21 protein-coding genes are annotated in these 20,317 nt (G+C 70.4%); 10 read left to right on the top strand and 11 right to left on the bottom strand.

Going from position 1 to position 20,317, the window contains the following annotated elements; all coding sequences use genetic code 11:
- Nucleotides 1-43 precede the first annotated feature (43 nt).
- Complete coding sequence (locus NYO98_RS19840) at nucleotides 44-754, top strand: DUF4386 family protein (protein ID WP_268113575.1); 711 nt, start codon at nucleotides 44-46, stop codon at nucleotides 752-754.
- The gene (locus tag NYO98_RS19845) at nucleotides 751-1,725 is read left to right on the top strand and encodes an SDR family oxidoreductase (RefSeq protein WP_268113576.1); all 975 of its coding nucleotides are present in this window, start codon (nucleotides 751-753) and stop codon (nucleotides 1,723-1,725) included. The genes NYO98_RS19840 and NYO98_RS19845 overlap by 4 nt, the downstream gene beginning before the upstream one ends.
- Here NYO98_RS19845 and NYO98_RS19850 read toward each other — a convergent pair.
- Together NYO98_RS19850 and NYO98_RS19855 are read right to left on the bottom strand one after the other, a co-directional pair.
- Nucleotides 1,627-2,304 (bottom strand): response regulator, encoded by a 678-nt coding sequence (locus NYO98_RS19850; RefSeq protein ID WP_268113577.1) that lies wholly within the window; start codon nucleotides 2,302-2,304, stop codon nucleotides 1,627-1,629. The genes NYO98_RS19845 and NYO98_RS19850 overlap by 99 nt on opposite strands.
- Entirely contained in the window at nucleotides 2,292-3,527 is a 1,236-nt protein-coding gene (locus NYO98_RS19855; protein WP_268113578.1) for a sensor histidine kinase, read from the bottom strand. The genes NYO98_RS19850 and NYO98_RS19855 overlap by 13 nt, the downstream gene beginning before the upstream one ends.
- Nucleotides 3,528-3,722: 195 nt before the next feature.
- Here NYO98_RS19855 and NYO98_RS19860 point away from each other — a divergent pair, with 195 nt between their 5' ends.
- Together NYO98_RS19860 and NYO98_RS19865 are read left to right on the top strand one after the other, a co-directional pair.
- Nucleotides 3,723-4,187 carry a hypothetical protein gene (locus NYO98_RS19860; protein WP_268113579.1) on the top strand — a complete coding sequence of 155 codons (465 nt, stop codon included), beginning with the start codon at nucleotides 3,723-3,725 and terminating at the stop codon, nucleotides 4,185-4,187.
- 1 nt (nucleotide 4,188) lies between these two features.
- On the top strand, nucleotides 4,189-4,647 hold the full coding sequence (locus tag NYO98_RS19865) for an SRPBCC domain-containing protein (RefSeq protein ID WP_268113580.1): 459 nt from the start codon (nucleotides 4,189-4,191) through the stop codon (nucleotides 4,645-4,647).
- A gap of 48 nt (nucleotides 4,648-4,695) precedes the next feature.
- Here NYO98_RS19865 and NYO98_RS19870 read toward each other — a convergent pair whose 3' ends face one another.
- Entirely contained in the window at nucleotides 4,696-5,340 is a 645-nt protein-coding gene (locus tag NYO98_RS19870) for a helix-turn-helix domain-containing protein (protein WP_268113581.1), read from the bottom strand.
- A 69-nt stretch (nucleotides 5,341-5,409) separates the two neighbouring features.
- Here NYO98_RS19870 and NYO98_RS19875 point away from each other — a divergent pair, with 69 nt between their 5' ends.
- Both NYO98_RS19875 and NYO98_RS19880 read left to right on the top strand, forming a co-directional pair.
- Nucleotides 5,410-6,345 carry an NAD(P)/FAD-dependent oxidoreductase gene (locus NYO98_RS19875; RefSeq protein WP_268113582.1) on the top strand — a complete coding sequence of 312 codons (936 nt, stop codon included), beginning with the start codon at nucleotides 5,410-5,412 and terminating at the stop codon, nucleotides 6,343-6,345.
- Nucleotides 6,346-6,384: 39 nt separating this feature from the next.
- Complete coding sequence (locus NYO98_RS19880; protein ID WP_268113583.1) at nucleotides 6,385-6,642, top strand: hypothetical protein; 258 nt, start codon at nucleotides 6,385-6,387, stop codon at nucleotides 6,640-6,642.
- A gap of 797 nt (nucleotides 6,643-7,439) precedes the next feature.
- Here NYO98_RS19880 and NYO98_RS19885 read toward each other — a convergent pair.
- From NYO98_RS19885 to NYO98_RS19920, 8 genes are all read right to left on the bottom strand, one after another.
- Nucleotides 7,440-8,102 (bottom strand): DUF305 domain-containing protein, encoded by a 663-nt coding sequence (locus tag NYO98_RS19885; protein WP_268113584.1) that lies wholly within the window; start codon nucleotides 8,100-8,102, stop codon nucleotides 7,440-7,442.
- A 130-nt stretch (nucleotides 8,103-8,232) separates the two neighbouring features.
- On the bottom strand, nucleotides 8,233-8,760 hold the full coding sequence (locus NYO98_RS19890) for a hypothetical protein (protein ID WP_268113585.1): 528 nt from the start codon (nucleotides 8,758-8,760) through the stop codon (nucleotides 8,233-8,235).
- A gap of 28 nt (nucleotides 8,761-8,788) precedes the next feature.
- Nucleotides 8,789-11,212 (bottom strand): heavy metal translocating P-type ATPase, encoded by a 2,424-nt coding sequence (locus NYO98_RS19895; protein ID WP_268113586.1) that lies wholly within the window; start codon nucleotides 11,210-11,212, stop codon nucleotides 8,789-8,791.
- Nucleotides 11,209-11,811 carry a cysteine hydrolase family protein gene (locus NYO98_RS19900; protein WP_268113587.1) on the bottom strand — a complete coding sequence of 201 codons (603 nt, stop codon included), beginning with the start codon at nucleotides 11,809-11,811 and terminating at the stop codon, nucleotides 11,209-11,211. The genes NYO98_RS19895 and NYO98_RS19900 overlap by 4 nt, the downstream gene beginning before the upstream one ends.
- A gap of 142 nt (nucleotides 11,812-11,953) precedes the next feature.
- Complete coding sequence (locus tag NYO98_RS19905; RefSeq protein ID WP_268113589.1) at nucleotides 11,954-15,145, bottom strand: AfsR/SARP family transcriptional regulator; 3,192 nt, start codon at nucleotides 15,143-15,145, stop codon at nucleotides 11,954-11,956.
- A gap of 172 nt (nucleotides 15,146-15,317) precedes the next feature.
- Nucleotides 15,318-15,536, bottom strand: coding sequence for a heavy-metal-associated domain-containing protein (locus tag NYO98_RS19910; protein WP_268113590.1), 219 nt, complete (start codon nucleotides 15,534-15,536; stop codon nucleotides 15,318-15,320).
- Nucleotides 15,537-15,593: 57 nt separating this feature from the next.
- Nucleotides 15,594-17,039: an MFS transporter gene (locus NYO98_RS19915; RefSeq protein WP_268113592.1), complete on the bottom strand. Its 1,446-nt coding sequence runs from the start codon at nucleotides 17,037-17,039 to the stop codon at nucleotides 15,594-15,596.
- A 160-nt stretch (nucleotides 17,040-17,199) separates the two neighbouring features.
- Entirely contained in the window at nucleotides 17,200-17,409 is a 210-nt protein-coding gene (locus tag NYO98_RS19920; protein ID WP_268113594.1) for a heavy-metal-associated domain-containing protein, read from the bottom strand.
- Nucleotides 17,410-17,659: 250 nt separating this feature from the next.
- Between NYO98_RS19920 and NYO98_RS19925 the strand changes: the two genes are divergently transcribed.
- The 4 genes from NYO98_RS19925 (at nucleotide 17,660) to NYO98_RS19940 (ending at nucleotide 20,315) form a co-directional block, all read left to right on the top strand.
- On the top strand, nucleotides 17,660-17,824 hold the full coding sequence (locus NYO98_RS19925) for a hypothetical protein (RefSeq protein ID WP_268113595.1): 165 nt from the start codon (nucleotides 17,660-17,662) through the stop codon (nucleotides 17,822-17,824).
- Nucleotides 17,825-18,050: 226 nt separating this feature from the next.
- Complete coding sequence (locus NYO98_RS19930; RefSeq protein ID WP_268113596.1) at nucleotides 18,051-18,323, top strand: heavy-metal-associated domain-containing protein; 273 nt, start codon at nucleotides 18,051-18,053, stop codon at nucleotides 18,321-18,323.
- A gap of 278 nt (nucleotides 18,324-18,601) precedes the next feature.
- Nucleotides 18,602-19,564, top strand: a complete 963-nt coding sequence (locus NYO98_RS19935; RefSeq protein WP_268113720.1) for a zinc-binding dehydrogenase — start codon at nucleotides 18,602-18,604, stop codon at nucleotides 19,562-19,564.
- Nucleotides 19,565-19,661: 97 nt separating this feature from the next.
- A complete protein-coding gene (locus NYO98_RS19940; protein ID WP_268113597.1) occupies nucleotides 19,662-20,315 on the top strand; it encodes a hypothetical protein in 654 nt (217 codons plus the stop codon).
- Nucleotides 20,316-20,317 lie beyond the last annotated feature (2 nt).

The raw sequence follows: 20,317 nt of genomic DNA on the forward strand, positions 1-20,317 counted from the left end.
TCCCCGATCGACCCCGTCCCACCTTCACCGCAAGGAGCACCTGATGACCACCACCACCCAAGCCCGTGTCGCCGCCGCGTCCCTCGCCCTGGCGTCGCTTCTGGCTATCGCCGGGTTCACCGTCCTCGGCATCGTCTTCGAGTACCCCCAGATCCTGGAGGAGCCCACCAGCGACGTCTTGGCGCTCTTCCGCAAGAACCAGACCTCCGTCACCACGTGGTTCCTCGTCCTTGTCGTCAGCGCCGCGCTGATGGCCCCCGCCGGTGTCGCACTCGGTCGCCTCGCCGGCGGAAGGTTGGGCAGATGGATCGCCATCGTCGGAATAGGCGCCGCGACGGTCCAGGTCATCGGACTGCAACGCTGGGTCACGCTCATGCCTGGCATCGCCGGCGATGCGCTCGACCCGGCTGCCCGAGACGACGCAGAGGCTCGTTTCGAGCTGTGGCACACCCTTCTCGGCAAGGTCCTCGGAGAGACGATCGGCTACGCGCTGACGGCGATCTTCACGGTCCTCGTCGTCCAAGCGTTGCGCGGCACGGTCCTGCCCGGATGGGCCGCGGCCGCTGGCTACACCGCCGCGGCGCTCATCGCGACCGGCGTCGCTGTTCCCGTCGTGTCGGCCGCGAGCCTCACCAACTTCGCCGGGTACGTCGTCTGGTGTGCCTGGTTGCTCCTCGTCAGCTGGCTGCTGGTGCGCACGTACGGCGTTCAGCGCCCATCCGTGCGCCACCACGACCAGCGAGTGTCGGCATGACCAGCACGGCGGGCGGGCCGATGACGGGCAAGTCCGTCCTCATCACCGGAGCCAGCGGCGGCATCGGCAAGGCCACAGCGCTCCGCCTCGCCGAGATGGGGGCCGCCGTGTCCATCATCGGGCGCGACACCGGACGTACGACGACCGCGGCCCGCGAGATCCGCGGCGCTGGTGGAACGGACGTCCATTCCTTCGTCGCGGACCTCTCATCCCAGTCGGAGGTGCGCCGAGTCGCAGCCGACGTGCTGGCAGCGCTGCCACGCCTGGACGTCCTCGTCAACAACGTCGGCGGCTACTGGAACACCCGTCACACCACCATCGACGGCCTGGAACGTACCTTCGCCGTGAACCAACTGGCCCCGTTCCTGCTGACCCACCTGCTCATCGAGCGCCTCACCGCCACCGCCCCAGCCCGGGTGGTCACGGTGGCCTCGAACGCCCAGGCCCTCGGTCGCATCGACTTCGACGACCTCCAGGGCGAGCACCGGTACTCCGGTGCCCGGGCCTACAACCAATCGAAGCTCGCCAACGTCCTCTTCACCTACGAGCTGGCGAGACGCACCGCGGGGACCGGGGTGACCGCCAACGCCCTGCACCCAGGGGTCGTCAGCACCGGGTTCGGCGCCTCGGACCCGGGTCGGAGCCAACGGCTGCTGGTCCCGTTCGCCCGCCCGCTCATGCAACGGCCCGACCAAGGTGCGCGCACCTCTGTCACGCTCGCGGCCGACCCCTCCGTCGAGAGGACCACGGGCGTATTCTTCGCTCGCGGCAAGCCGAGGAAGTCCTCGCCCCGAAGCCATGACCGGGCCGTGGCTCGTCGGCTCTGGCAGAGGTGCGAGGAGCTGGTGCGCCTGCCACCGGCGGCACTCCAGTCAGGCTCGGAAGTCACTGCTGCGGCCTTGGGCAGCGTCGTGGACGAGGATCGCGACCTGCACGCGGTTGCTGACCCCGAGCTTCGTCAAGATCCGTGACACGTGCGCCTTCACCGTGGCCTCACTCATGAAGAGGGAGGCTGCGATCTCCGCGTTGGAGGACCCGTCGCCGACGGCGGTCGAAACCTCGAGTTCCCGGTCGCTGAGGTCCGCGAGCTTGCGTGCTGCCGCCTGTTGCCGATCCGAGGCTCCGGACGGCGCGAAGTGCGCCAGAAGAGTGCGCGTCACGGATGGGGAGATGATCGCGTCGCCGGCGGCGACCAGCCGGATGGCATCCAGGATGTCCGCCGGTGGGGTGTCCTTGACCAGGAAGCCACTGGCTCCTGCCCGTAGCGCCGCCACCACGTGCTCGTCGGCTTGGAAGGTCGTGAGCACGACCACCTGCGGGGGCGCGTCGAGTGCTCGTAGCTTCGCGGTCGCTGTGATGCCGTCCACGCGTGGCATCCGGATGTCCATGAGCACGACATCGGGATGGTGCTGCTGCACAGCCGCAACCGCCTCGTCGCCATCGCCTGCCTCCCCCACGACGGTGATGTCGTCGGCGGAGGAGATGATCAGCCGCAGACCGGCGCGCACCAGCGCGTCATCGTCGACCAGCAGCACTCTCACGGGTGCCATGGGAGATCCGCTTCCACGACGAAGTTGCCCACCTCATCGGCACCGAGACTGAGCGTCCCACCGGCCAGGGCCACACGTTCGCGGAGCCCCACGAGTCCCGCTCCCGCGCCGGGCAGGGTCGTGTCCGAGCGGGCGGGTGACGGCTGCGGGTTGCGCACGCTGATGTGCAGACCGGCGACCGGGGCGCCGGCCACCCGCACCGCGGCCGGGGTGCCGCGCGCATGCTTGCCGATGTTGGTCAGGGCCTCCTGCACGATGCGGTAGGCGTCGCGCCCGAGCGGAGCCGGCACTTGGACGTCCTGTGCCACGTCCATCTCGAACTCGATGTCCATGCCCGCGCGGCGGGTCTCCTCCACCAGCCGTGGGATGTCCCCGAGTGCCGGCTGCGGTGCCACGTCGACCGGCTCGTTCACGCTGCCCTCGCGCAGCACCCCGATGACGCTGCGCAGCTCCTCGAGCGCCTGACCTGCGGTCGAACGCAGCAGGACGGCGGTTTCCCGGATCTCCGCGGACGGCAGGTCCGGACGCAGCTCGAGCCCGCCGGCATGCAACGCGATCATGGAGATGCGGTGCGCGAGCACGTCGTGCATCTCGCGGGCGATGCGCGTTCTCTCCGCTGTCCTTGCCTGTTCCTCGTGCAGCTCCTGGTCGGCCTCCGCGCGCAGGGCCCGCTCGCGCAAGGACAGCAGCAGCTGTCGGCGGGCACGGATGAACATGCCCCAGCCGCACGCGGCCAGCACCAGCGGCATGACGAACGCGACCACCGCGCCGGGACCGGTCGTCGGGCTGTAGGCGGCGTAGGCCAGCAGCGAGGGGACCCACAGCAGGCCGACCAGCACTGTCGGACGCACCGGGCGGTGGACCGCCAGGGACGACAGCGCCAGCAGACCTGCCGGCGTGGCAGAGCTCGACACCACCCCCGCAAGCATGGTCAGGACGGCAACACCCACCGGCCACCGGCGTCGCCACCACAGCGCGGCACACGCCACCACGCCTCCGGCGACGTCGACGGCGATCTGCCTGGTCGACCACGGGTCGGGGTTGTCGTGCAGCTCCGGGGTGAGGAACAGGGCACCCAGGACGACCGCGAGGACCAGGACGGCAGCGTCCACGACACGCTCACGACCGACGTGTCGGCGCATCGGGTCAGGGAGGGCCAGGTCGTCGGAGCCCGCCGCGGGGATGTGCCCAACGGCGGTCCACGTCGACGGCGACAAGGGCACCTGCCCACCGTAGCCCCCGGGCACAGGCGGACGACATCGACGAAAGTCGAGAATCCAGTCGCCGATCGGCGACATCCCAGGCGTTCATCCCTGGCACGTCGGCCAGGTGCCGTAGCAGTCCAGCCGATGTGGACGACGGACCTGCGAGACGAGGGTGAGGACATCACATCCGCCCCACCCCCGAAGGGAACCGCCATGAACCTCACCCAGCAAACCGGAAGCCCCCTCTTCACCCCTCCTACCTCGGCCACGCCGCGGCCGGAGACGGCGCTGCCCACCTGGCGGCTCAACCTCATGCGCGTGGGCTACCTCGTCATGGGCGGCGGCCTGGTCGTCTACAAGTGGCCCGAGTTCTTCGCTCACCAACCGTGGGAGCTGATGCACGGAACCGTCCTGGCCATGCTCGTCGCCATGTCCGTGCTGGCACTGCTCGGGCTGCGCTACCCCCGGCAGATGCTGCCCATCCTGTTGTTCGAGGTGGGTTGGAAGGCGCTCTGGCTCGGGTCCGTCGCGCTGCCGCTGTGGCTCGACGACAACCTCACCGGCGCCACACTGGACAACACCATCAAGGTCCTCTGGGTGATCATCGTGGTCGCCGTGATCCCGTGGCGCTATGCCTTCCGCCAGTTCGTCCTAGCGCGCGGGGAGAGCTGGCGCTGACATGAGCAAGATCATCACCACCCACCTCACGGTGGGCTCACGGGTCGAGGACGTGTGGGCGATCCTCACTGCGCTTGGTGCCTACGGCGAATGGAACCCGTTCATCACTTCGGCGTCCGGCACGGTGGCGCCGGGCGAACGCCTCGACCTGGCGATCCATCCGCCGGGTGGCAGGCCCATGAAGTTCAAGCCCTGGGTCACCGCCGTGGAAGAGTGCCGCTACATGGAGTGGCTGGGCCGGGCCGGGATACCCGGCATCTTCGACGGCCGGCACAGCTTCACCCTCACACCGCTCGCCAATGAGCGCACCCTTGTCCAGCAGTCGGAGACCTTCAGCGGCGCGCTCCTACCGTTCGCCAGTCCCCTGCTGGCACGCACCCGTCAGGGGTTCGACCAAATGAACGAGGCGCTCGGGCGCCGGGTCGGTGGCTCCCACCGGCAACCACCGCGGGGCTGCTGACGCGGGTGCCGACCCCGATCCGCCGAGGCGGTACAAGGTGCCCGCCCGTCAGTGACGGGACGGCGTACGCACCCGCATCCGCTCCCCCGGTCGCCCGAAGATGCTCAAGATCTCCGCGGTGGCCTCGCCGGTGCTGCCGAACCAGTGCGGTACGTCGGTGGCGAACTCGGCGACGTCACCGGGCCCGAGCACCCACTCCTCCGCGCCAAGCACCAAGCGCACCCGGCCCGACAGGACGTAGATCCACTCGTGCCCTTCATGTGCCCGCGGCTCCGGGACCACGTTGTCGACCGGGATCACGATCTTCCACGCCTGGACCCCGTCCGGCTGGCGGGTGAGCGGGATCACCGTGCGTCCCTTCACTCGTCCCGGCTTGAGACGAATTCGTGGATCACCCACGTCGGGAGCGCCGATCAGGTCGTCCAGCGGTACCCGGTATGCCGCGGACAGCATCAGCAGGAGCTCCAAGGTGGGGCGGCGCTGGCCGCTCTCCAGCCGCGACAGCGTGCTCTTCGAGATGCCGGTCATCGCGGCGACGGCTGTGAGCGTGAGCTTCCGCTGGGTGCGCACCGCCTTCAGTCGTTGCCCCGCTGCTTGGACCGCCGCCTGGACGGCGACCTCGACGGAGCCGGGGCCCGCCCCGTCGCCAGCGGCCCCGGCGTCTGCTGGCGGGGTGCCGTTCACAGAGGTCATCCCACCGTGCTTTCCCGGGAACGGCAACAACGGTGGTGCCCGGTCCAGTCGAGCCCGAGGCTTATGAGCATGAGCGAGTACGACGTGGCAGTCATCGGCGGCAGTGCAGCCGGCCTCTCCGCAGCCCTGGTGCTCACCCGCGCCGGGCGCCGGGTGGTCGTCATCGACTCCGGTTCGCCCCGCAACGCGCCCGCCGAGCACATGCACGGATTCCTGTCCCGCGACGGTATGCCTCCGGCGGAGCTGCTCACGATCGGTCGCGCCGAGGTCGAGGGCTACGGCGGCGTCATCGTGGGCGGCAGGGTCTCCGACCTGGTGCCCGACGGGCGCGCCGGCTTCTGGTCGCTACTCGACGACGGCTCGCGGATCCGGTCCCGCAAGGTTCTCGTCGCGACCGGGCTCCGCGACGAGCTCCCCGACGTCCCCGGGCTGGCCGAGCGATGGGCCCGCGACGTGCTGCACTGTCCCTACTGCCACGGGCACGAGGTCGCCGGGCGCCAGCTCGGCGTCGTCGGAGGGGCGCCCGGTGCCGCCAGGTACGCACAGATCGTGCGGCAGTGGACCCACGACCTGGTCTACTTCACCGGGCCCGGGACCCTCACCCCCGCAGAGCGCTCCGGCATGGGTGCCCGCGCCATCGGCGTCGTCGAAGGCTCCATAGAGGAGCTCGTCCTTGCCGACGACCACCTCGTCGGCGTCCGGATGGCCGACGGCAGCGTCGTGCCCCGGGACGCTCTCTTCGTCCCTCCCCGCTTCGTCCCGAACGACCAGCTCCTCCGCGCCGCAGGCTGTGCCGCCGGCGAGGACGACTGGGTCACCGTCGACGGCACCGGACAAACCAGCGTCCCGGGCATCTGGGCCGCCGGCAACGTCGTCGACCCCCGCGCGCAGGTCATCACCGCGGCCGGGGCGGGCTCTGCCGCCGCCATCGCCATCAACGCCGATCTGGTCGACGACGACGTCCGCCACGCCGTCGAGGCCTACAACCACGGCTACATCGCTTGACCCCCATCACGATCCCCGCAACATCGCCAAGGAGAACACATGAGCACCACGCATCAGCCCACACCGGCAACCGCCCGACCTGTCGGTCCCCCGACCAAGCACCAGCTCGCTGTCATGATCTGGGTCGCGGTCTTCCCGACCCTGACCGTCCTCAACCTCGCCCTCGGCGACTGGCTCGGCACCCTGACACCCGTGGTGCGTACGTTCGTGCTCGCCACCATCGCGGTTCCGATCGTCATCTACGGCCTGATGCCACAGCTGCACAAGCTCCGCGTGCGCCTGCTCAGCCGCGCCTGACCACGGCCACCATCGCCCGTACAACCATTGCACACCCCGCACCGCATCCCGTGGTCACAGCCGTGCCGAATCCATGCCGGCCCACCAACCGGCCCCATCGTGCGCCGTATCGCAGCAGAGCCCCTACGGCGGGCAGGGGTGCGATGTTCATCGAGACTGACGTGAGTAGCGCGTGCGCAGCACAACCGCCGTTCCCCCAGGTTTCCCCCGCACGGGCACCTGGTCAGCGACTACTGGACGACCACCCACTTCGGGCGTAACGTCGCGACTCCCCTTCTGACCTGCGGCAACGCAGAATCCGAGTAGGTGACGCGACATGGCTCTGGGTGTACTACGACACCCGAATGTCGTTGCTGAGCGGGTCGCTGAAGTCAATCAGCGGCGGAGGCAATCGCCTCTATGCGGAAACGCAACCCGTCCGCTGCCTGCACCAGGTTCCGACACTGGAGGAGTTCACGATGACTGAGCCGCCTGACGCCGTTGAGCGCTTCCGGCAACCCGTCAGTGGGAGCCCGCCCACGGAAAGGTGCTCAAGTCCCCCCCTCGGACACCGGTTGGGATCCCTCCCACCACTCAGGTGGGGCAAGGGAAGGACAGAGGGCCTCGCAGAAGCGGGGCCCTGAGTCCATTTCGGGCTCAGCTGCCACGTCGGACACCGCCCGGTCCCCACGGTCTTCCTGCCCGGCTCGAGCCAGACCCGTGCTGCCTCGGCTCGGCGCTTCCCTGCACCTGGCTGCGCGCGGCCGATCGACGATCGGCCGCGCTTTCCGCGGCCCTGGCGTCCGCGTCGTTGCGGCCTAGGACTCGAAGAGGTCGTTCATGGTGACGACCTCCTCCTTCTGTGCGTCGATGATCTGCCCCGCGAGGTCGACGGCGTCCTTGAACTGGCCGTCAGCCTGCTCCGCCTCGGCCATCTCGATGGCGCCTTCGTGGTGCTCGACCATCATCTGGAGCCACATGTCCTGGAACTCCTCGTCGGAGGCGTTCTCGAGGACGTCCAGGTCCGCGAGAGTCATCATTCCCGGCATCTCGTCGCCGGGGTCCATGCCGTCCACGCCGCCCGTCGTGTCCGACAGGTCGCCCATCTCGTGGCCGGAGTTGACGTGGTCGCGCATGGTCGCGGGGACCGTCTCGCCCCACTTCGTGAGCCAATCGGCCATGGTCTCGATCTCCGGTGCCTGGGCGTCGCGGATGCCTTCAGCGAGGGCCTGGACTTCAGGGTCGAGGGGGCGGTCGAGGGTGAGGTCGACCATCGAGAGCGCCTGGGCGTGGTGCTGGATCATCTCGGTGGCGAAGGTGACGTCGGCGTCGTTGTGCTCGGTGGTGCTGACCTCGGCCTGGCTGCCGGAACTGCCGGCGTCGGTGGTGCTGTCGCCACAGGCGGTGAGGCCGGCGCCGACGGCGAGGGCGAGGGCCAGCCCGCTGAGCGTGCGGGCACCGGTCTTGACCTTGTGCTGCATGAACTTCTCCTGGATGTCATGTGGGGTGTTGTGGGCAGGCGGACGCGACACCCGGCCCGGGTCCCTGCTGTCGAGGTCGCCGTCGACGGGCGGTCGAGCGCCCAGGGGTGGCGGGTGGTCGCGGTGCCTGTCAGCACCTGATGACGGAGAACTGCCAGGCGGGTGGTGGGCCGGTGCCTCGCACCCACTGCAACGTCCGCTCGCGGACGGAAGCCGGTGCGAATCCGGTCGGCAGGAGCGGTCGGAGGACGCCGATGGCGAGGAGCCCGACGAGCGTGAGCCCTGCGGCGGCGAGCATGACGACGCACTGCATGACCATGCCGGTCATGTCGTGCGGGCCGTGACCCACGCCGGCCGCACTGCTGGCCACGGCGGCTGTACGGGAGTGACCGTCGTGCGACGCGCCGGACGCCATCGCTGCGTCGTGGCGGCTGTTCATGCCGGCCGTGGACGTGCTCGAGGCCGCGGTCGCAGCGGTCCCAGCCGATGGAGCTGCGGTGACGGGTGCTGGGGTGCCGTGGTCGGCGAGGACGTGCATGCCCAGGATGCCGAGGACGAGCGCGCCCACCAGCGCAGCGAGCACAACACCCGTCCGGAGCCGAACAGCCGTCGGCACCCGCAGAACCCTGCGGGTGCCGACTGCGGTCACGAAGGTCATCGCCCTCGATGGTACGGAGCGGCGGATGTCAGCCCAGTCGCTGGGTGCGGAGCCGGAGCGCGTTGACGATCACGCTGACCGACGACAACGCCATGGCGGCAGCGGCGACCATCGGAGACAGCAGCCACCCGAAGGCGGGGTACAGCACGCCGGCGGCGATGGGGATGCCCAGCGCGTTGTAGCCGAACGCGAGCCAAAGCCCCCTGCGGGTGTTGTTCATGACGGCGTGGGAGAGCTGGCGGGCGTGGGCGATGCCGTTCAGGTCGCCTCGCAGCAGCGTGACGCTGGCGGACTCCATGGCGACGTCGGTGCCGGTGCCCATCGCCAGGCCCACGTCAGCGGCTGCCAGAGCCGGGGCATCGTTCACCCCGTCCCCACTCATGGCGACCACGCGGCCCTCGGCGCGGAGCTTGTTGACGACGTCTGCCTTGTGATCGGGCAGCACCTCCGCCTCGACCCGGTCGATGCCCAGGTCAGAGGCGACGGCGGCGGCGGTCACCTGGTTGTCGCCGGTGAGCATGATGACCTCGACGCCCTCCTTGCGCAGCGCCGCCAGCGCGGCCGGGGTGGTCTCCTTGACCTGATCGGCGATGCCGATGACGCCCGCCGGGGCCCCATCGACTGCAACGAGGACGGCGGTGGCGCCGGTACGGCGCAGGTCGTCGGCCTTGCCAGCCAGACCACCCGGGTCGACATCCTGGGACCGGAGGAAACCGGCGGTGCCGATGAGGACCTTGCGGCCCTCGACCGTGCCGAGGACGCCCTTGCCCGCGGGTGCGTCGAAGTCCGCGACCTCCGGCAGACGACTGTCGCTCGACCCGGCCCTGTCGGCCCGCGCCTTGTCGACGATGGCACGAGCGAGTGGGTGCTCGGATGCGTGCTCGACCGCCGCCGCGAGGTTCAGCAGCTCTGCCTCGGTGTGAGCGGTGTATCCCTCGGCCATCTCGACGGCGACGACGGCAGGCTTGCCCTCGGTGAGGGTGCCGGTCTTGTCGACGACGACCGTGTCGACCTTCTCCATCCGCTCGAGCGCCTCGGCGTTCTTGATGAGGACGCCCATCTGGGCGCCGCGGCCGACGCCGACCATGATGGACATGGGCGTGGCCAGGCCCAGGGCACAGGGGCAGGCGATGATGAGGACGCTGACGGCCACGACGAGCGCGTGCGCCAGCTTCGGGTCCGGACCGACGAGCGCCCACACGATGAACGCGAGCACCGCGATGCCGATGACGGTCGGCACGAACACGGCGGAGACGCGGTCGACGGTCCGCTGGATGGGTGCGCGGGAGCGTTGTGCTTCGGCGACCATGTTCACGATGCGTGACAGCATCGTGTCCCGGCCGACCGCGTTCGCGCGGACGAGCAGCGCGCCGGTCTGGTTCAGCGTGCCGCCGATGGCGTTGTCGCCGGGCTCCTTCGTCACGGGCATGGACTCGCCGGTGACCAGGGACTCGTCGACGGCGGACTTCCCGTCCTCGACGAGCCCGTCGACGGGAACCTTCTCCCCGGGCCGCACGCGCAACAGGTCGCCGAGCTTGACCTGGTCGAGGGTGACCTCGTCCTCGGAGCCGTCCACGGCCACGCGGCGTGCGGTCCTGGGTGAGAGGTCGAGGAGGGCCTTGATGGCACCGGATGTGGCCTCGCGGGCGCGGAGCTCGAGAACCTGGCCGAGGAGCACCAGGGTCGTGATGACAGCGGCGGCCTCGAAGTACACGTCGACGGCGCCGTCCATGCGGAACGCCTCGGGAAAGATGCCGGGCGCGAGCGTGGCGACGACGGAGAACAGCCAAGCGACGCCGGTGCCCATCGCGATGAGCGTGAACATGTTGAGGTTGCGGGTCCGCACGGACGCCCAGCCGCGGATGAAGAACGGCCATCCGGCCCACAGCACCACCGGCGTCGCGAGCGCGAGCTGGACCCATGCCGACGTCGTGGCTGTGATGTTGTCGTGGAGCCACGGGACGAGGTCGCGGCCCATGCCGAGGACGAGGACGGGGATGGACAGGACGACGCCGACCCAGAACCGTCGGGTCATGTCGCGCAGCTCGGGTGACGGGCCGGTGTCGGCGGTGACGATGACGGGTTCGAGGGCCATGCCGCAGATGGGGCAGGCACCGGGGCCGTCCTGCCGGATCTCCGGATGCATCGGGCAGGTGTACTCGACCGCCTCACCGGCGCCCGCGGTCGGCGGCTCGCCGCCCGCCCGAGCACCCTGCCCGTCGCCGGCATGGTTGTGGTCGGCGTGGTCGTGGCCAGCGTTCTCATGGTGCCGGGTGTACTGGGCGGGGTTGGCAAGGAACGTGTCCTTGCAGCCGGCGGAGCAGAAGTGGAACTGCTGGCCGTCGTGGTCGGCCGCTTGGTCGGTGGTGGCCGGATCGACGGTCATGCCACACACAGGATCGGTGACCTGGCGCGACATGGTCGCCTCCGGGCGGTGGGTGTGCGCCTTCATGACTTCACCATACCCCTGGGGGGTATCATGTTAAGAGTGCTGAGCAGTGGCGAAGCCGGCCGGCCCTGCAGCAGCTCGACCACCTCCTGGGTGGACACGACGGTGGCGAACTCGCCGTCGAGGTTCGTCGCCGTCGTGCGCGCCAGCTCGTCGGCGGTCACCACGTGCCCCTCCGGGCCGGTCCGATCGAAGGTGTGCGTCGCGTCCAGGGCGAAGAGGACGTCGTACCCGAGGTCCCCCGCCGCACGCGCTGTGGTCTCGCAGCAGTGATTCGTCGTGATCCCGCTGATCACCAGCGTGCCGATGCCGTTGGCTGCGAGCCAGCGGTGGAGGTCGGGTGCGCCATGGAAGCAGGAGTGGACGGTCTTGGTCACCAGCAGGTCCGGCGCCGAGGCGCGCAGGTAGTCCTTGAGTGCGTGTCCCGGGTTGTCGGGGTGGAACAGGCTTCCAGGTTTGCCGGACCGGTGCTGGACGAAGACCACGGGAAGGCCGGCGTTGCCGAATGCGTCGACGAGGTTCGCGATGTTCCGATCGGCGTCGCGGTTGTTGCGTCTCCCCCATCTCGGGTCGTCGAATGCTTCTTGGACGTCGATCACCACCAGTGCGGTGTCAGGGCGTCGTGCGTCGTCCATGTCTGCTCCTCGCGCTCGGGTGGACGCCGGGCGGCGGCGTCCCCGTCACGATGGACAGGGTCGCTGTCGCCCGGCTGTCCCGTTCCTGTCGCGGCGGGCGCGGACGCCGTCAGGACGCCACGATGGGCATCAACGCCGCCATGTCGCGACGCTCGTGTGGCGGAGCGGGACGGGCCGACGACTCACGGATCCGAGCCGCCTCGACGAGCAGCCGCCTCGCCTCGTCCTGCTCGCCCCTCGCCGACGTCAGGCGTGCCAGGCTCTCGAGCGAGGTGGCGACGAGGCCCGGCTCACCGACCGTCCGACCGGCAGCCAACGACTGCTCGAAGCGGACGAACGCGCTCTCCAGGTCGCCGTCGGCCTCGTCGCAGCGGGCAAGGCCGGCCAGGGACAACCCCTCTGGTACCGGCGTGCCCAGGACCGCGAATCCGGCCATCGCCGCTTCGTACCCCTTCCGTGCTGCCGACCAGTCCTCGCGCACCTGAGCGACCAGGGCCCGGCCGTACGTCGCGAGCACCTCCCCCGCCCCGTCTCCGACCTGCCGTGAAGCGGCGGCAGCGCGGTCGAACAGGTCGTTCGCCGCAGAGACGTTGCCGAGGTGCAGCTGCCCGACCCCGAGGTCGGCAAGGGCCCACTGCACGGTGTTCCACAGCCCAGCAGTGGTCGCCACGTCGATGGCCTCCTCGAGGACCCGTGCGCTCTCCTCGTAGCGACCGAACTGACGCAGTCCCCAGCCCAGGTGGTAGAGGATTGCGGACAGCCCCCACGGGTCGTCGAGGCGGCGGAACGCCGACGCGGTGGCCCTCCCCAGGGGCACGGCGCCCGCCTCGTCGCCGGTCTTGAGGGCCGTCTCCATGCGGACGAAGCCGATCACGGCGCTCCCCCACGGATCGTCGTCCGCGTCGAACTGGGCCTCCGCCTCGGTCAGCAGGCGTTCGCGCTGCGCGGGGTCCGCGCCGGTCACCCCCTGGACCGCCAGCAGCACACGGGACAGGGCTGCCCGTGACCGCTCACCGAGCTCGTCGAACAGCAGGAGGCTCTCCCGCGCCGTCTCCTCGCAGCGCGGGCTGGGGTGCACCAGGCACGCACGGGGCCGTTCGACCAGCGAGACCGCCTGCAGGGCGCTCGCTCGAGCCAACGGGCTGCCGCCGTGGGCGGCGAGCAGCCGGCCCAGGACCTCCCTGCCTTCCATGTGGCGGCCCAGGTGCCAGAAGAGGCCCAGCGAGCCCGCCATCGACAGTGCCGCGTCAGGATCGCCACCGGGGCCGCCGAGCCACGCGAGGGCGGCGCGGATGTTGGGCTGGTCGGCCCGCAGTGCCTCGAGGGTCGCGCGCTGGTCGTGCCCGCGCAGCGCCATCTCGGAGCCCAGTGCCAGGTCGCGGTAGTGCTCGGCATGACGACGCGCGAACTCGTCGGTCTCGCCGCGGGTCACGAGGCGCTCGGCGGCGTACTGCCAGATCGTCTCCAGCATCCGGTAGCGGGTGGTCGGGCCGGGCTCGACGACCACCATCGACCGTTCGACCAGCCGGCCGACGACGTCCAGCACCTCGCCCGACCCCGAGTCAAAGTCGGAGACGATCTCCTCGGCTGCATGGAGGGTCCACCCTCCCTGGAAGACGGACAACCGCTCGAAGACCCTCCTCTCCGCCTCTCCGAGGAGCTCATAGCTCCAGTCGACCGTGGCCCGCAGCGTCTGCTGGCGCGCCTCGGCGGTCCGGGTGCCGGAGGTCAGCAGGGTGAAGCGTTGGTCCAGCCGACCGGCGATGTCGGCAGGTGAGAGCGCTGAGGTCCGCGCCGCAGCCAGCTCGATCGCGAGCGGGATCCCGTCCAGCGACCGGCAGATCCGTCCGATGGCGGCCAGGTCCCTCTCGTCGAACACCGACCCGGGGCGAACGGCCCGGGCGCGCTCCGCGAACAGCTGCGCCGCCGCGAAGTCGAGCACCCGTCCTGGCAGGACGTCCTCCGGCGGTGTCTCGAGCGGCCCGACGGACACCTGCACCTCGTCGGGCACCGCGAGCGCCTCCCGGCTGGTGGCCACCACGGTGACGTGGGGGCACCGGCCCAGGACGTCGTCGACGAGCGCCGCGACCGCATCGACCACGTGCTCGCAGTTGTCGACCAGCAGCAGGAGCTGCTTGTGCCCGAGGAAGTTGATGACCCTCTCCCGGACGTCGCGGTCACCCGCCGCGCCGTCCATCGGTACCCCCAACGCGTCCGCCACGGCCATCGGGACCTGGTCGGCGTCGTTGATCGCCGCGAGACGGACTCCGAACGCGCCGTCCTCGAAGTCGCCGGCGACGCGTGGCGTGATGGCCAGCGCCAGGCTCGTCTTCCCGGCCCCTCCCGGGCCGATCAGTGACAGGAGCCGCGCCTCCCCCACCAACCCGGTGAGGGCGTCGAGCTGGGCGTCGCGACCGATCAACGGCCGGACCACGGTCGGAAGGTTGGTGGCACGGACCGCGGCAGCCGCGCGTGGCCGCGGGGTCGGCACGACGACAGGTACCGGAGGTGCCAGGTCGGCGGGGCCGCCCAAGGACGGTTCCTGCCGCAGCACCCGTTCGTGCAGCGAGCGGAGCGTCAGCGACGGCTCGAGCCCCAGCTCCTCGTCGAGCTCGTCCCGGGTCCTGGCGAACACCTCCAGTGCGTCGACCTGCCGCCCGCTGCGGTACAAGGCGACCATCAGCAGGCCGGCCATCGCTTCCAGGGTCGGGTCCGCCGACACGACGGGCTCGAGCTGCGCGAGGACCTCGGCGTGCCGCCCCAGGGCGAGGGCGACCTGGGCCCGCTCCGTCATCGCCGCGATCTTCAGCTCGGACAGGCGTGCCGCCTCGGCGATCGCCCACTGCTCGGTGGTGAAGTCGCTCAGGGGCTCGCCGGACCAGAGGGAGAGGGCGTCGTCGTACCGAGCGAGCTGCTCCGCGGTGTGCCCGTCCGGGGTGCCGGTCGCGTTGATCGCGCGTGCCTCGCGCAGCTGCTGCTCGAACTTGTGGGCGTCGACCTGGGTGGGGGCCACGTCCGCGCGGTATCCGACGCCCTCACGTGTGACGACGTCATCCAGGCCGACCGCCTTGAGCGAGCGTCGCAGCTTGGAGACTCGGATCTGCAGGGCGTTCATGGGGTCGACCGGCAAGGTGGATTCCGACCAGAGTCGATCGACCAGCAAGGTGGCCGGGATCGTCCGTCCGGGCGCCAGCAGGAGCTGTGCCATGAGCGCGCGCTCGGCAGCTCCCGGAAGCTTCGCCGACCGACCGTCGACCGTCATGCCCATCGGCCCGAGCAACCGGAACTGCGGCTGACCCATGTCTCTCCCATCGTGACGTCCTCATGGTCCCGCTCACCCGTCCTGCTCGCAATCGCCGCCGGGTCTGCTGCCAATCCGCCCAGCGGTTGTTCCCCGGGTCGGCGGTTCGCGCGCACTGGAAAGCCGCGCTCCGGAGGGGCAGGGGGTGCCTCCTCCGGAGCGCGGCGGCTCGTCAGGCCAGCTGGTAGCCGGCCTCCGCGACGGCCTCACGCACCTGCTGGGTGGTGATCGGCTGCCGCGTGGTCACGTGGACCTTCCCCGAGGCGAGGTCGACCTCGACCTGGGAGACGCCGTCGAGGGCGCTGACTTCCTCGGTCACGGATCGGACGCAGTGGTCGCACGTCATGCCGACGACGTCGTAGGTCTGGGTGGTGGTCTCAGCGGGAGTCATGGTGGTTCTCCTTCTCTTGGTGGTGCCGGCCATGGGCGGCCGGCCTTGGTGGGACTGTCAGACCGCTGCGGGCAGCTCGTCGGTCTCGGGGGTTGCCGGAGCGGTGGACCGCAGCCAGGCATTTGTGACCAGGGCACCTACGGCCGCGATCGCGGCAGCGCCGAGCAAGCCGGCGGAGTAGCCGGCGGTCTGTGCGGCGGCGTCACCAACGCGATCGGCACCGAACGCCGAAGCCAAGGCCGTCATCGCAGCGAGCCCGAGCGCGGAGCCGACCTGGTAGTTGGTGCTCACGATGCCGGACGCGAGGCCGCCCTCTTCGGGCGCAGCCGAGGACAGCGCCAGCCCGAGCGAGGGGATGAACGCCATCGCCATGCCTGCAGCGGTCACGAGGGACGCGGGCAGGACGTCGGCGACGAAGCTGCCATCGGGCCCGATGAACGACAGCCACACCAGGCCCGCCGCCAGGACCGCGAGTCCGGCGACCGTCATCGCCTGAGGACCGAATCGGCCGATCAGGCGCGGCGCCAGCGCGATCATCCCGATCATGATCGTGACCGTCAGGGGCAGCAGGGCGGCACCGGACGCGAAGGCGCCGAGACCGAGGACCTGCTGCAGGTAGAGGTTCACGAAGAAGAACATCGGGATCCAGGCCGCCCCCAGCATGAACTGGGCGAAGTTGGCCGCCGCCAGGTTGGGCGCGCGGAAGATGCCGAGCCGCATCAGCGGCTCACGGCGCCTGGCCTGCAGGAGGACGAAGGTACTCAGCAGGCCGATGCCGGCCGCGCCGGCCAGCAGGGTGATCGGCGAGGTCCACCCGGACTGCGGCGCCGTGACGACGCCGAACACCAGCGACCCGAGGCCGGCGGTGACGGTGACGGCACCGGCGACGTCGAGCGAGCCGGGCCGCGTCGTTCCCTGCGGCATCACGGAGCGCATCGTGGCGAGGACGACCGCCGCCAGGGGCACGTTGATGAAGAAGACCCACGGCCAGCTGGCGTACTCGGTGAGCACCCCTCCGAGGAAGACGCCGGCCGTTCCACCGGCCGGAGCGGCCGCGCCGTACAGGGACAGGGCCTTGGTCAGCTCACCGGGGTTCGCGCCGAAGATCGTGAACAGCAGCGTGAGCGCGGCCGGCGCGATCAGCGCCGATCCAGCGCCCTGGACGGCGCGGCCGACCAGCTCGGTGGTCGGGTTGGCGGCGAGACCGGCCAGGAGGGAGCCGACGGCCAGGATCGCCCAACCTGCGCCGAAGATGCGGCGGGCGCCGAACAGGTCCGACAGGCGCCCGCCGAGGAGGAGGAGGCCACCGAAGGCGACCACGTAGGCGTTGAACACCCAGGTGAGCCCCTCGGGGCTGAAGCCGAGGTCTCGCTGCATCTCGGGAAGCGCGACGCCGATGATCGAGGTGTCCATGATGACCATGAACTGGGCCGCGGCGATGAGCCCCAGAGCCAGCCAGCGTCGGCTGCTCGGGGTCCCCGCGGGCGTGTGGGTGGAAGACATGCTGATGCCCTTCTCTGAGGTGGGTCGAACGGGTGGCGTGCCCCCGCGGTGGGCCCGTGACGGGGTGCGGTGGAGTCACGTTCGGTGCGAAGGTTGCTGCCGGGTCCTGTCCCGGTGCTGTCGTGCGTCTGTCGCTGTGTGACTGCCGGCTGTGGGCGGGTCAGACCTCGCGTAGGACCGGTCGGTAGGTCGTTCCCTCGAACGCGGCGAGCACGTCAGCGCGGGTCATGGAGCCGACGAGGTGGATGGTGGAGCGCAACGGGTCGGCGACCACGCGCTCGACGCCGGCGACGTCGCGCAGTCGCGCGGTCACCTCACGTACGCAGCGGCGGCACGACATGCCGCTCACGGTGAGCTCCAGCTCGTCCATCTCGTTGCTCTCTCACTGCCTGAGGCATCAGTCCTGTGGTGGTGAGCCAAGGGTGCGAGCCGGCGCTGTCCACTCGCTGTCCGTGACGACCCACGGGTGAACGCACTTCCTGACCGTGCCCGCTGTCGCCCGTCCCGCTGTCGTCCGAACTGCTGCGCGGACAGCGCTCGGACAGAGCAGCGCAAGCCCTCGGTCGCACGGTCATCCCAGACACCGACACGTTCTCGGATCTCCCAAGGAAGTGGACGACATGGCTGCATCACGGAACATCGAGGAAGAGTCCGGGACCTACCAAGCCCGCCACCGGCACCCGCACAACGGGTACTACGCCGGCGACTTCTCTCGTCAGCCCCTTCGGCTGCTGACCTACCGGGACGGCCAGTACCAGACCGCCGTCGTGCGCTCGGTGTCATGAGCGCCACCGAGACGGAGAGCCCGCGAGTCAAGCAGATGCGCCCCGTCGTCGACGCACCAGACCACGACGTCGAGGTCGGTCACCGCTCGCTCCACCGACCGACCCGGACCCCGTGGGACTCGCTGAACTCGCGCCTCGCCGGACCTCCCGGGCTGCAGATCACCCTCTTCGAGGAGCTCGCACCGAGCCACCCATCCACGACCCACCAAACCGAAGGAGCACGGCCATGACCACCTACCACCTCCAGATCAACGGCTCGTCCGACGCGAGCCACGCCAGCCGCCTCGAGTCGAACCTGCGCCGTCTCGTTGGCGTCTCCGACGCCACGACCGACCGCAGGGGCAACGTCGTCGTCCGCGGCGGAGAGGGCCTCTTGCCACTCATCAGGTGCGCGCTCACCGGAGCCGGATACGAGATCGCCTCCGACCGCGTCGCACACCGGATCCCGTCCGTCACCCGCTGGTACCAGCAAGGCTGGCTGACCGCGTCCATGCGCTGAGCCGCACCGAGAGGAGGCGACACCGATGCACGCGATCACCCCGGCCACGAGGCCACGGACCGCGGCCCGGATGCCCGGAGCCGCTCCGGCCTGCTGGTGCGGACAAGAGCTCGATGTCGCCCGCCACGGCCACTGCCCACGGTGTGGACGCAGGCGCGCCACCTTCCCGCACTGAAGTCCACGAAACCGCTGTTGACGCGCAGGCGCCAACACCCCCGAGGAGAACCATGAGAGCCGCCGTAGTCGGCACCGAGCCGCAGGAACAACCTGTCCGAGTCATGGAGGTGCCCCGTCCCCACGCCAGAGGCGACTGGGTCGTCGTACGCCTGGAACGCGCCAGCCTCAATCGACTCGACGCCATGATGTTGGAGCAGCGGACCTCCGAAGCCCCGGGCGCGATCTTCGGCTCCGACGGAGCGGGCGTCGTCCACGAGCTCGGACCGGACGTCCCCACGTCCACGGGCTGGGCAGTCGGCGACCACGTCATCGTCTCCCCGTCGCTGCACTGGGGCCCGGACGAACGCTTCCCATCTCCCGAGTACGAGATCCTCGGCTCCCCCACCCACGGCACGCACGCCGAGTACGTCGCCGTCCCGACCGCCAACCTCCACGCCAAGCCCCAGCACCTCACGTGGGACGAGGCGGCATCGCTGCCCATGGCCGGACTCACCGCATGGCGGGCACTGGTCACCCGCGGTCGCCTGGCGAAGGGCGAGACGGTGCTCGTGGGAGCCGCATCGTCCGGAGTCGGCACCGCAGCCATCCAGATTGCCGTAGCAGCCGGCGCGCGAGTCGTTGCCGTCACTGCCTCGGGCGCCAAGGCCGCCGAGGCTCTTCAGCTCGGCGCTGCCGCAACGGTCGACCGCACCGCCGGCGACCTCGCCGACCAGCTCCGGGCCGCCACGGGCGGTCGCGCCGACCTCGCGCTGGACCCGACCGGCAGGCTCTGGGGCCAGTTCGTCGAGAACCTACGCCCGGCCGGCCGGCTCGTCGTCGTAGGCAAGATGGCCGCGGCCGCCGCAACCCTCGACGTCCAGTCGGTCTACTGGAAGCAGGTCGACGTCCTGGGCTCGTCGATGGGCAGCCCTCGCGACTTCGCCGCGCTCCTCGCCCAGGTGACGGCCCGCCGCTGGGCCCCGCGCGTGGACAGCGTGTTCCCACTCGACGACATCGCGGCCGCCTACACGCGCCTCGACGCCGCCGACCGCGTCGGAAAGGTCGTCCTCGATGTCCGCGCCTGAGGCGACGCCCCCACCACCTCGTCCGCCCGACTGCCGGCCAGCCGCACATCACCCACACCGCACCATCCACGACCACCCTCCAGGAAGAGGAACCTTCGTGAAGATCACCTCCGCAACCAAGCTCGCCGGCGTACTCATGCTCGCCGTCCTCGGCGCCGCGCCCAGCGTCCAGGCTGCCGATGCCCCCGTGTCCCACTCGGAGGACACGTCTGTCACGGCTGCCCAGCGCAGCCGCACCCGGTTCGCGGACCGACGGGGCGATGTCCGCAAGGCGAAGCTCGACATCCGCGGGGTGAGTGTCGTCAACCGTCCCGACCGCCTGCGGGTGCGGGTCTCGTTCCCCGGAGTGGCCGAGACCTACGACTTCCCCACGGGCGCGGTGATGGTCTACCTCGACACGGACGAGTCACGGGACGGCCCGGAGTACGGCCACTTCATGGACTTCTGGAGCGACCACCGGTTCGCTCCCACGGACGGCTGGACGGAGCAACGGGTCCGCGCCTGGAGCCACTCGCCCGAGGGACGCTGCGTCGCGGACGCCGGCGTCCGGAGCGACGAGCAGAGCAAGCTGCGGTGGTTCGAGTACGTCGTCCTCAAGCGCGATCGCTGTTTCGAGGCGAACGACGTGCGGGTGGCCGTGTCGACCATCAACATAGGCGAGCTCCGGCCGTTCCGCGAGTACCGCCGCCCCGCCTGGGACCACCTCACCTCGCGGCATGCCTGGACGCCCTGGGTGCCCGAGACCGACTGACC

The organism is Nocardioides pini, assembly GCF_026712185.1.
In the GTDB taxonomy this organism is placed as follows: Bacteria; Actinomycetota; Actinomycetes; order Propionibacteriales; family Nocardioidaceae; genus Nocardioides; species Nocardioides pini.

Excerpts from the sequence above, each read along its gene's own strand:
- NYO98_RS19840 (WP_268113575.1), top strand. The coding sequence starts at position 44 with ATGACCACCACCACCCAAGCCCGTGTCGCCGCCGCGTCCCTCGCCCTG.
- NYO98_RS19845 (WP_268113576.1), top strand. The coding sequence starts at position 751 with ATGACCAGCACGGCGGGCGGGCCGATGACGGGCAAGTCCGTCCTCATC.
- NYO98_RS19850 (WP_268113577.1), bottom strand. The coding sequence starts at position 2,304 with ATGGCACCCGTGAGAGTGCTGCTGGTCGACGATGACGCGCTGGTGCGC.
- NYO98_RS19860 (WP_268113579.1), top strand. The coding sequence starts at position 3,723 with ATGAACCTCACCCAGCAAACCGGAAGCCCCCTCTTCACCCCTCCTACC.
- NYO98_RS19865 (WP_268113580.1), top strand. The coding sequence starts at position 4,189 with ATGAGCAAGATCATCACCACCCACCTCACGGTGGGCTCACGGGTCGAG.
- NYO98_RS19870 (WP_268113581.1), bottom strand. The coding sequence starts at position 5,340 with ATGACCTCTGTGAACGGCACCCCGCCAGCAGACGCCGGGGCCGCTGGC.
- NYO98_RS19875 (WP_268113582.1), top strand. The coding sequence starts at position 5,410 with ATGAGCGAGTACGACGTGGCAGTCATCGGCGGCAGTGCAGCCGGCCTC.
- NYO98_RS19880 (WP_268113583.1), top strand. The coding sequence starts at position 6,385 with ATGAGCACCACGCATCAGCCCACACCGGCAACCGCCCGACCTGTCGGT.
- NYO98_RS19885 (WP_268113584.1), bottom strand. The coding sequence starts at position 8,102 with ATGCAGCACAAGGTCAAGACCGGTGCCCGCACGCTCAGCGGGCTGGCC.
- NYO98_RS19890 (WP_268113585.1), bottom strand. The coding sequence starts at position 8,760 with ATGACCTTCGTGACCGCAGTCGGCACCCGCAGGGTTCTGCGGGTGCCG.
- NYO98_RS19895 (WP_268113586.1), bottom strand. The coding sequence starts at position 11,212 with ATGAAGGCGCACACCCACCGCCCGGAGGCGACCATGTCGCGCCAGGTC.
- NYO98_RS19905 (WP_268113589.1), bottom strand. The coding sequence starts at position 15,145 with ATGGGTCAGCCGCAGTTCCGGTTGCTCGGGCCGATGGGCATGACGGTC.
- NYO98_RS19910 (WP_268113590.1), bottom strand. The coding sequence starts at position 15,536 with ATGACTCCCGCTGAGACCACCACCCAGACCTACGACGTCGTCGGCATG.
- NYO98_RS19915 (WP_268113592.1), bottom strand. The coding sequence starts at position 17,039 with ATGTCTTCCACCCACACGCCCGCGGGGACCCCGAGCAGCCGACGCTGG.
- NYO98_RS19920 (WP_268113594.1), bottom strand. The coding sequence starts at position 17,409 with ATGGACGAGCTGGAGCTCACCGTGAGCGGCATGTCGTGCCGCCGCTGC.
- NYO98_RS19925 (WP_268113595.1), top strand. The coding sequence starts at position 17,660 with ATGGCTGCATCACGGAACATCGAGGAAGAGTCCGGGACCTACCAAGCC.
- NYO98_RS19930 (WP_268113596.1), top strand. The coding sequence starts at position 18,051 with ATGACCACCTACCACCTCCAGATCAACGGCTCGTCCGACGCGAGCCAC.
- NYO98_RS19935 (WP_268113720.1), top strand. The coding sequence starts at position 18,602 with ATGGAGGTGCCCCGTCCCCACGCCAGAGGCGACTGGGTCGTCGTACGC.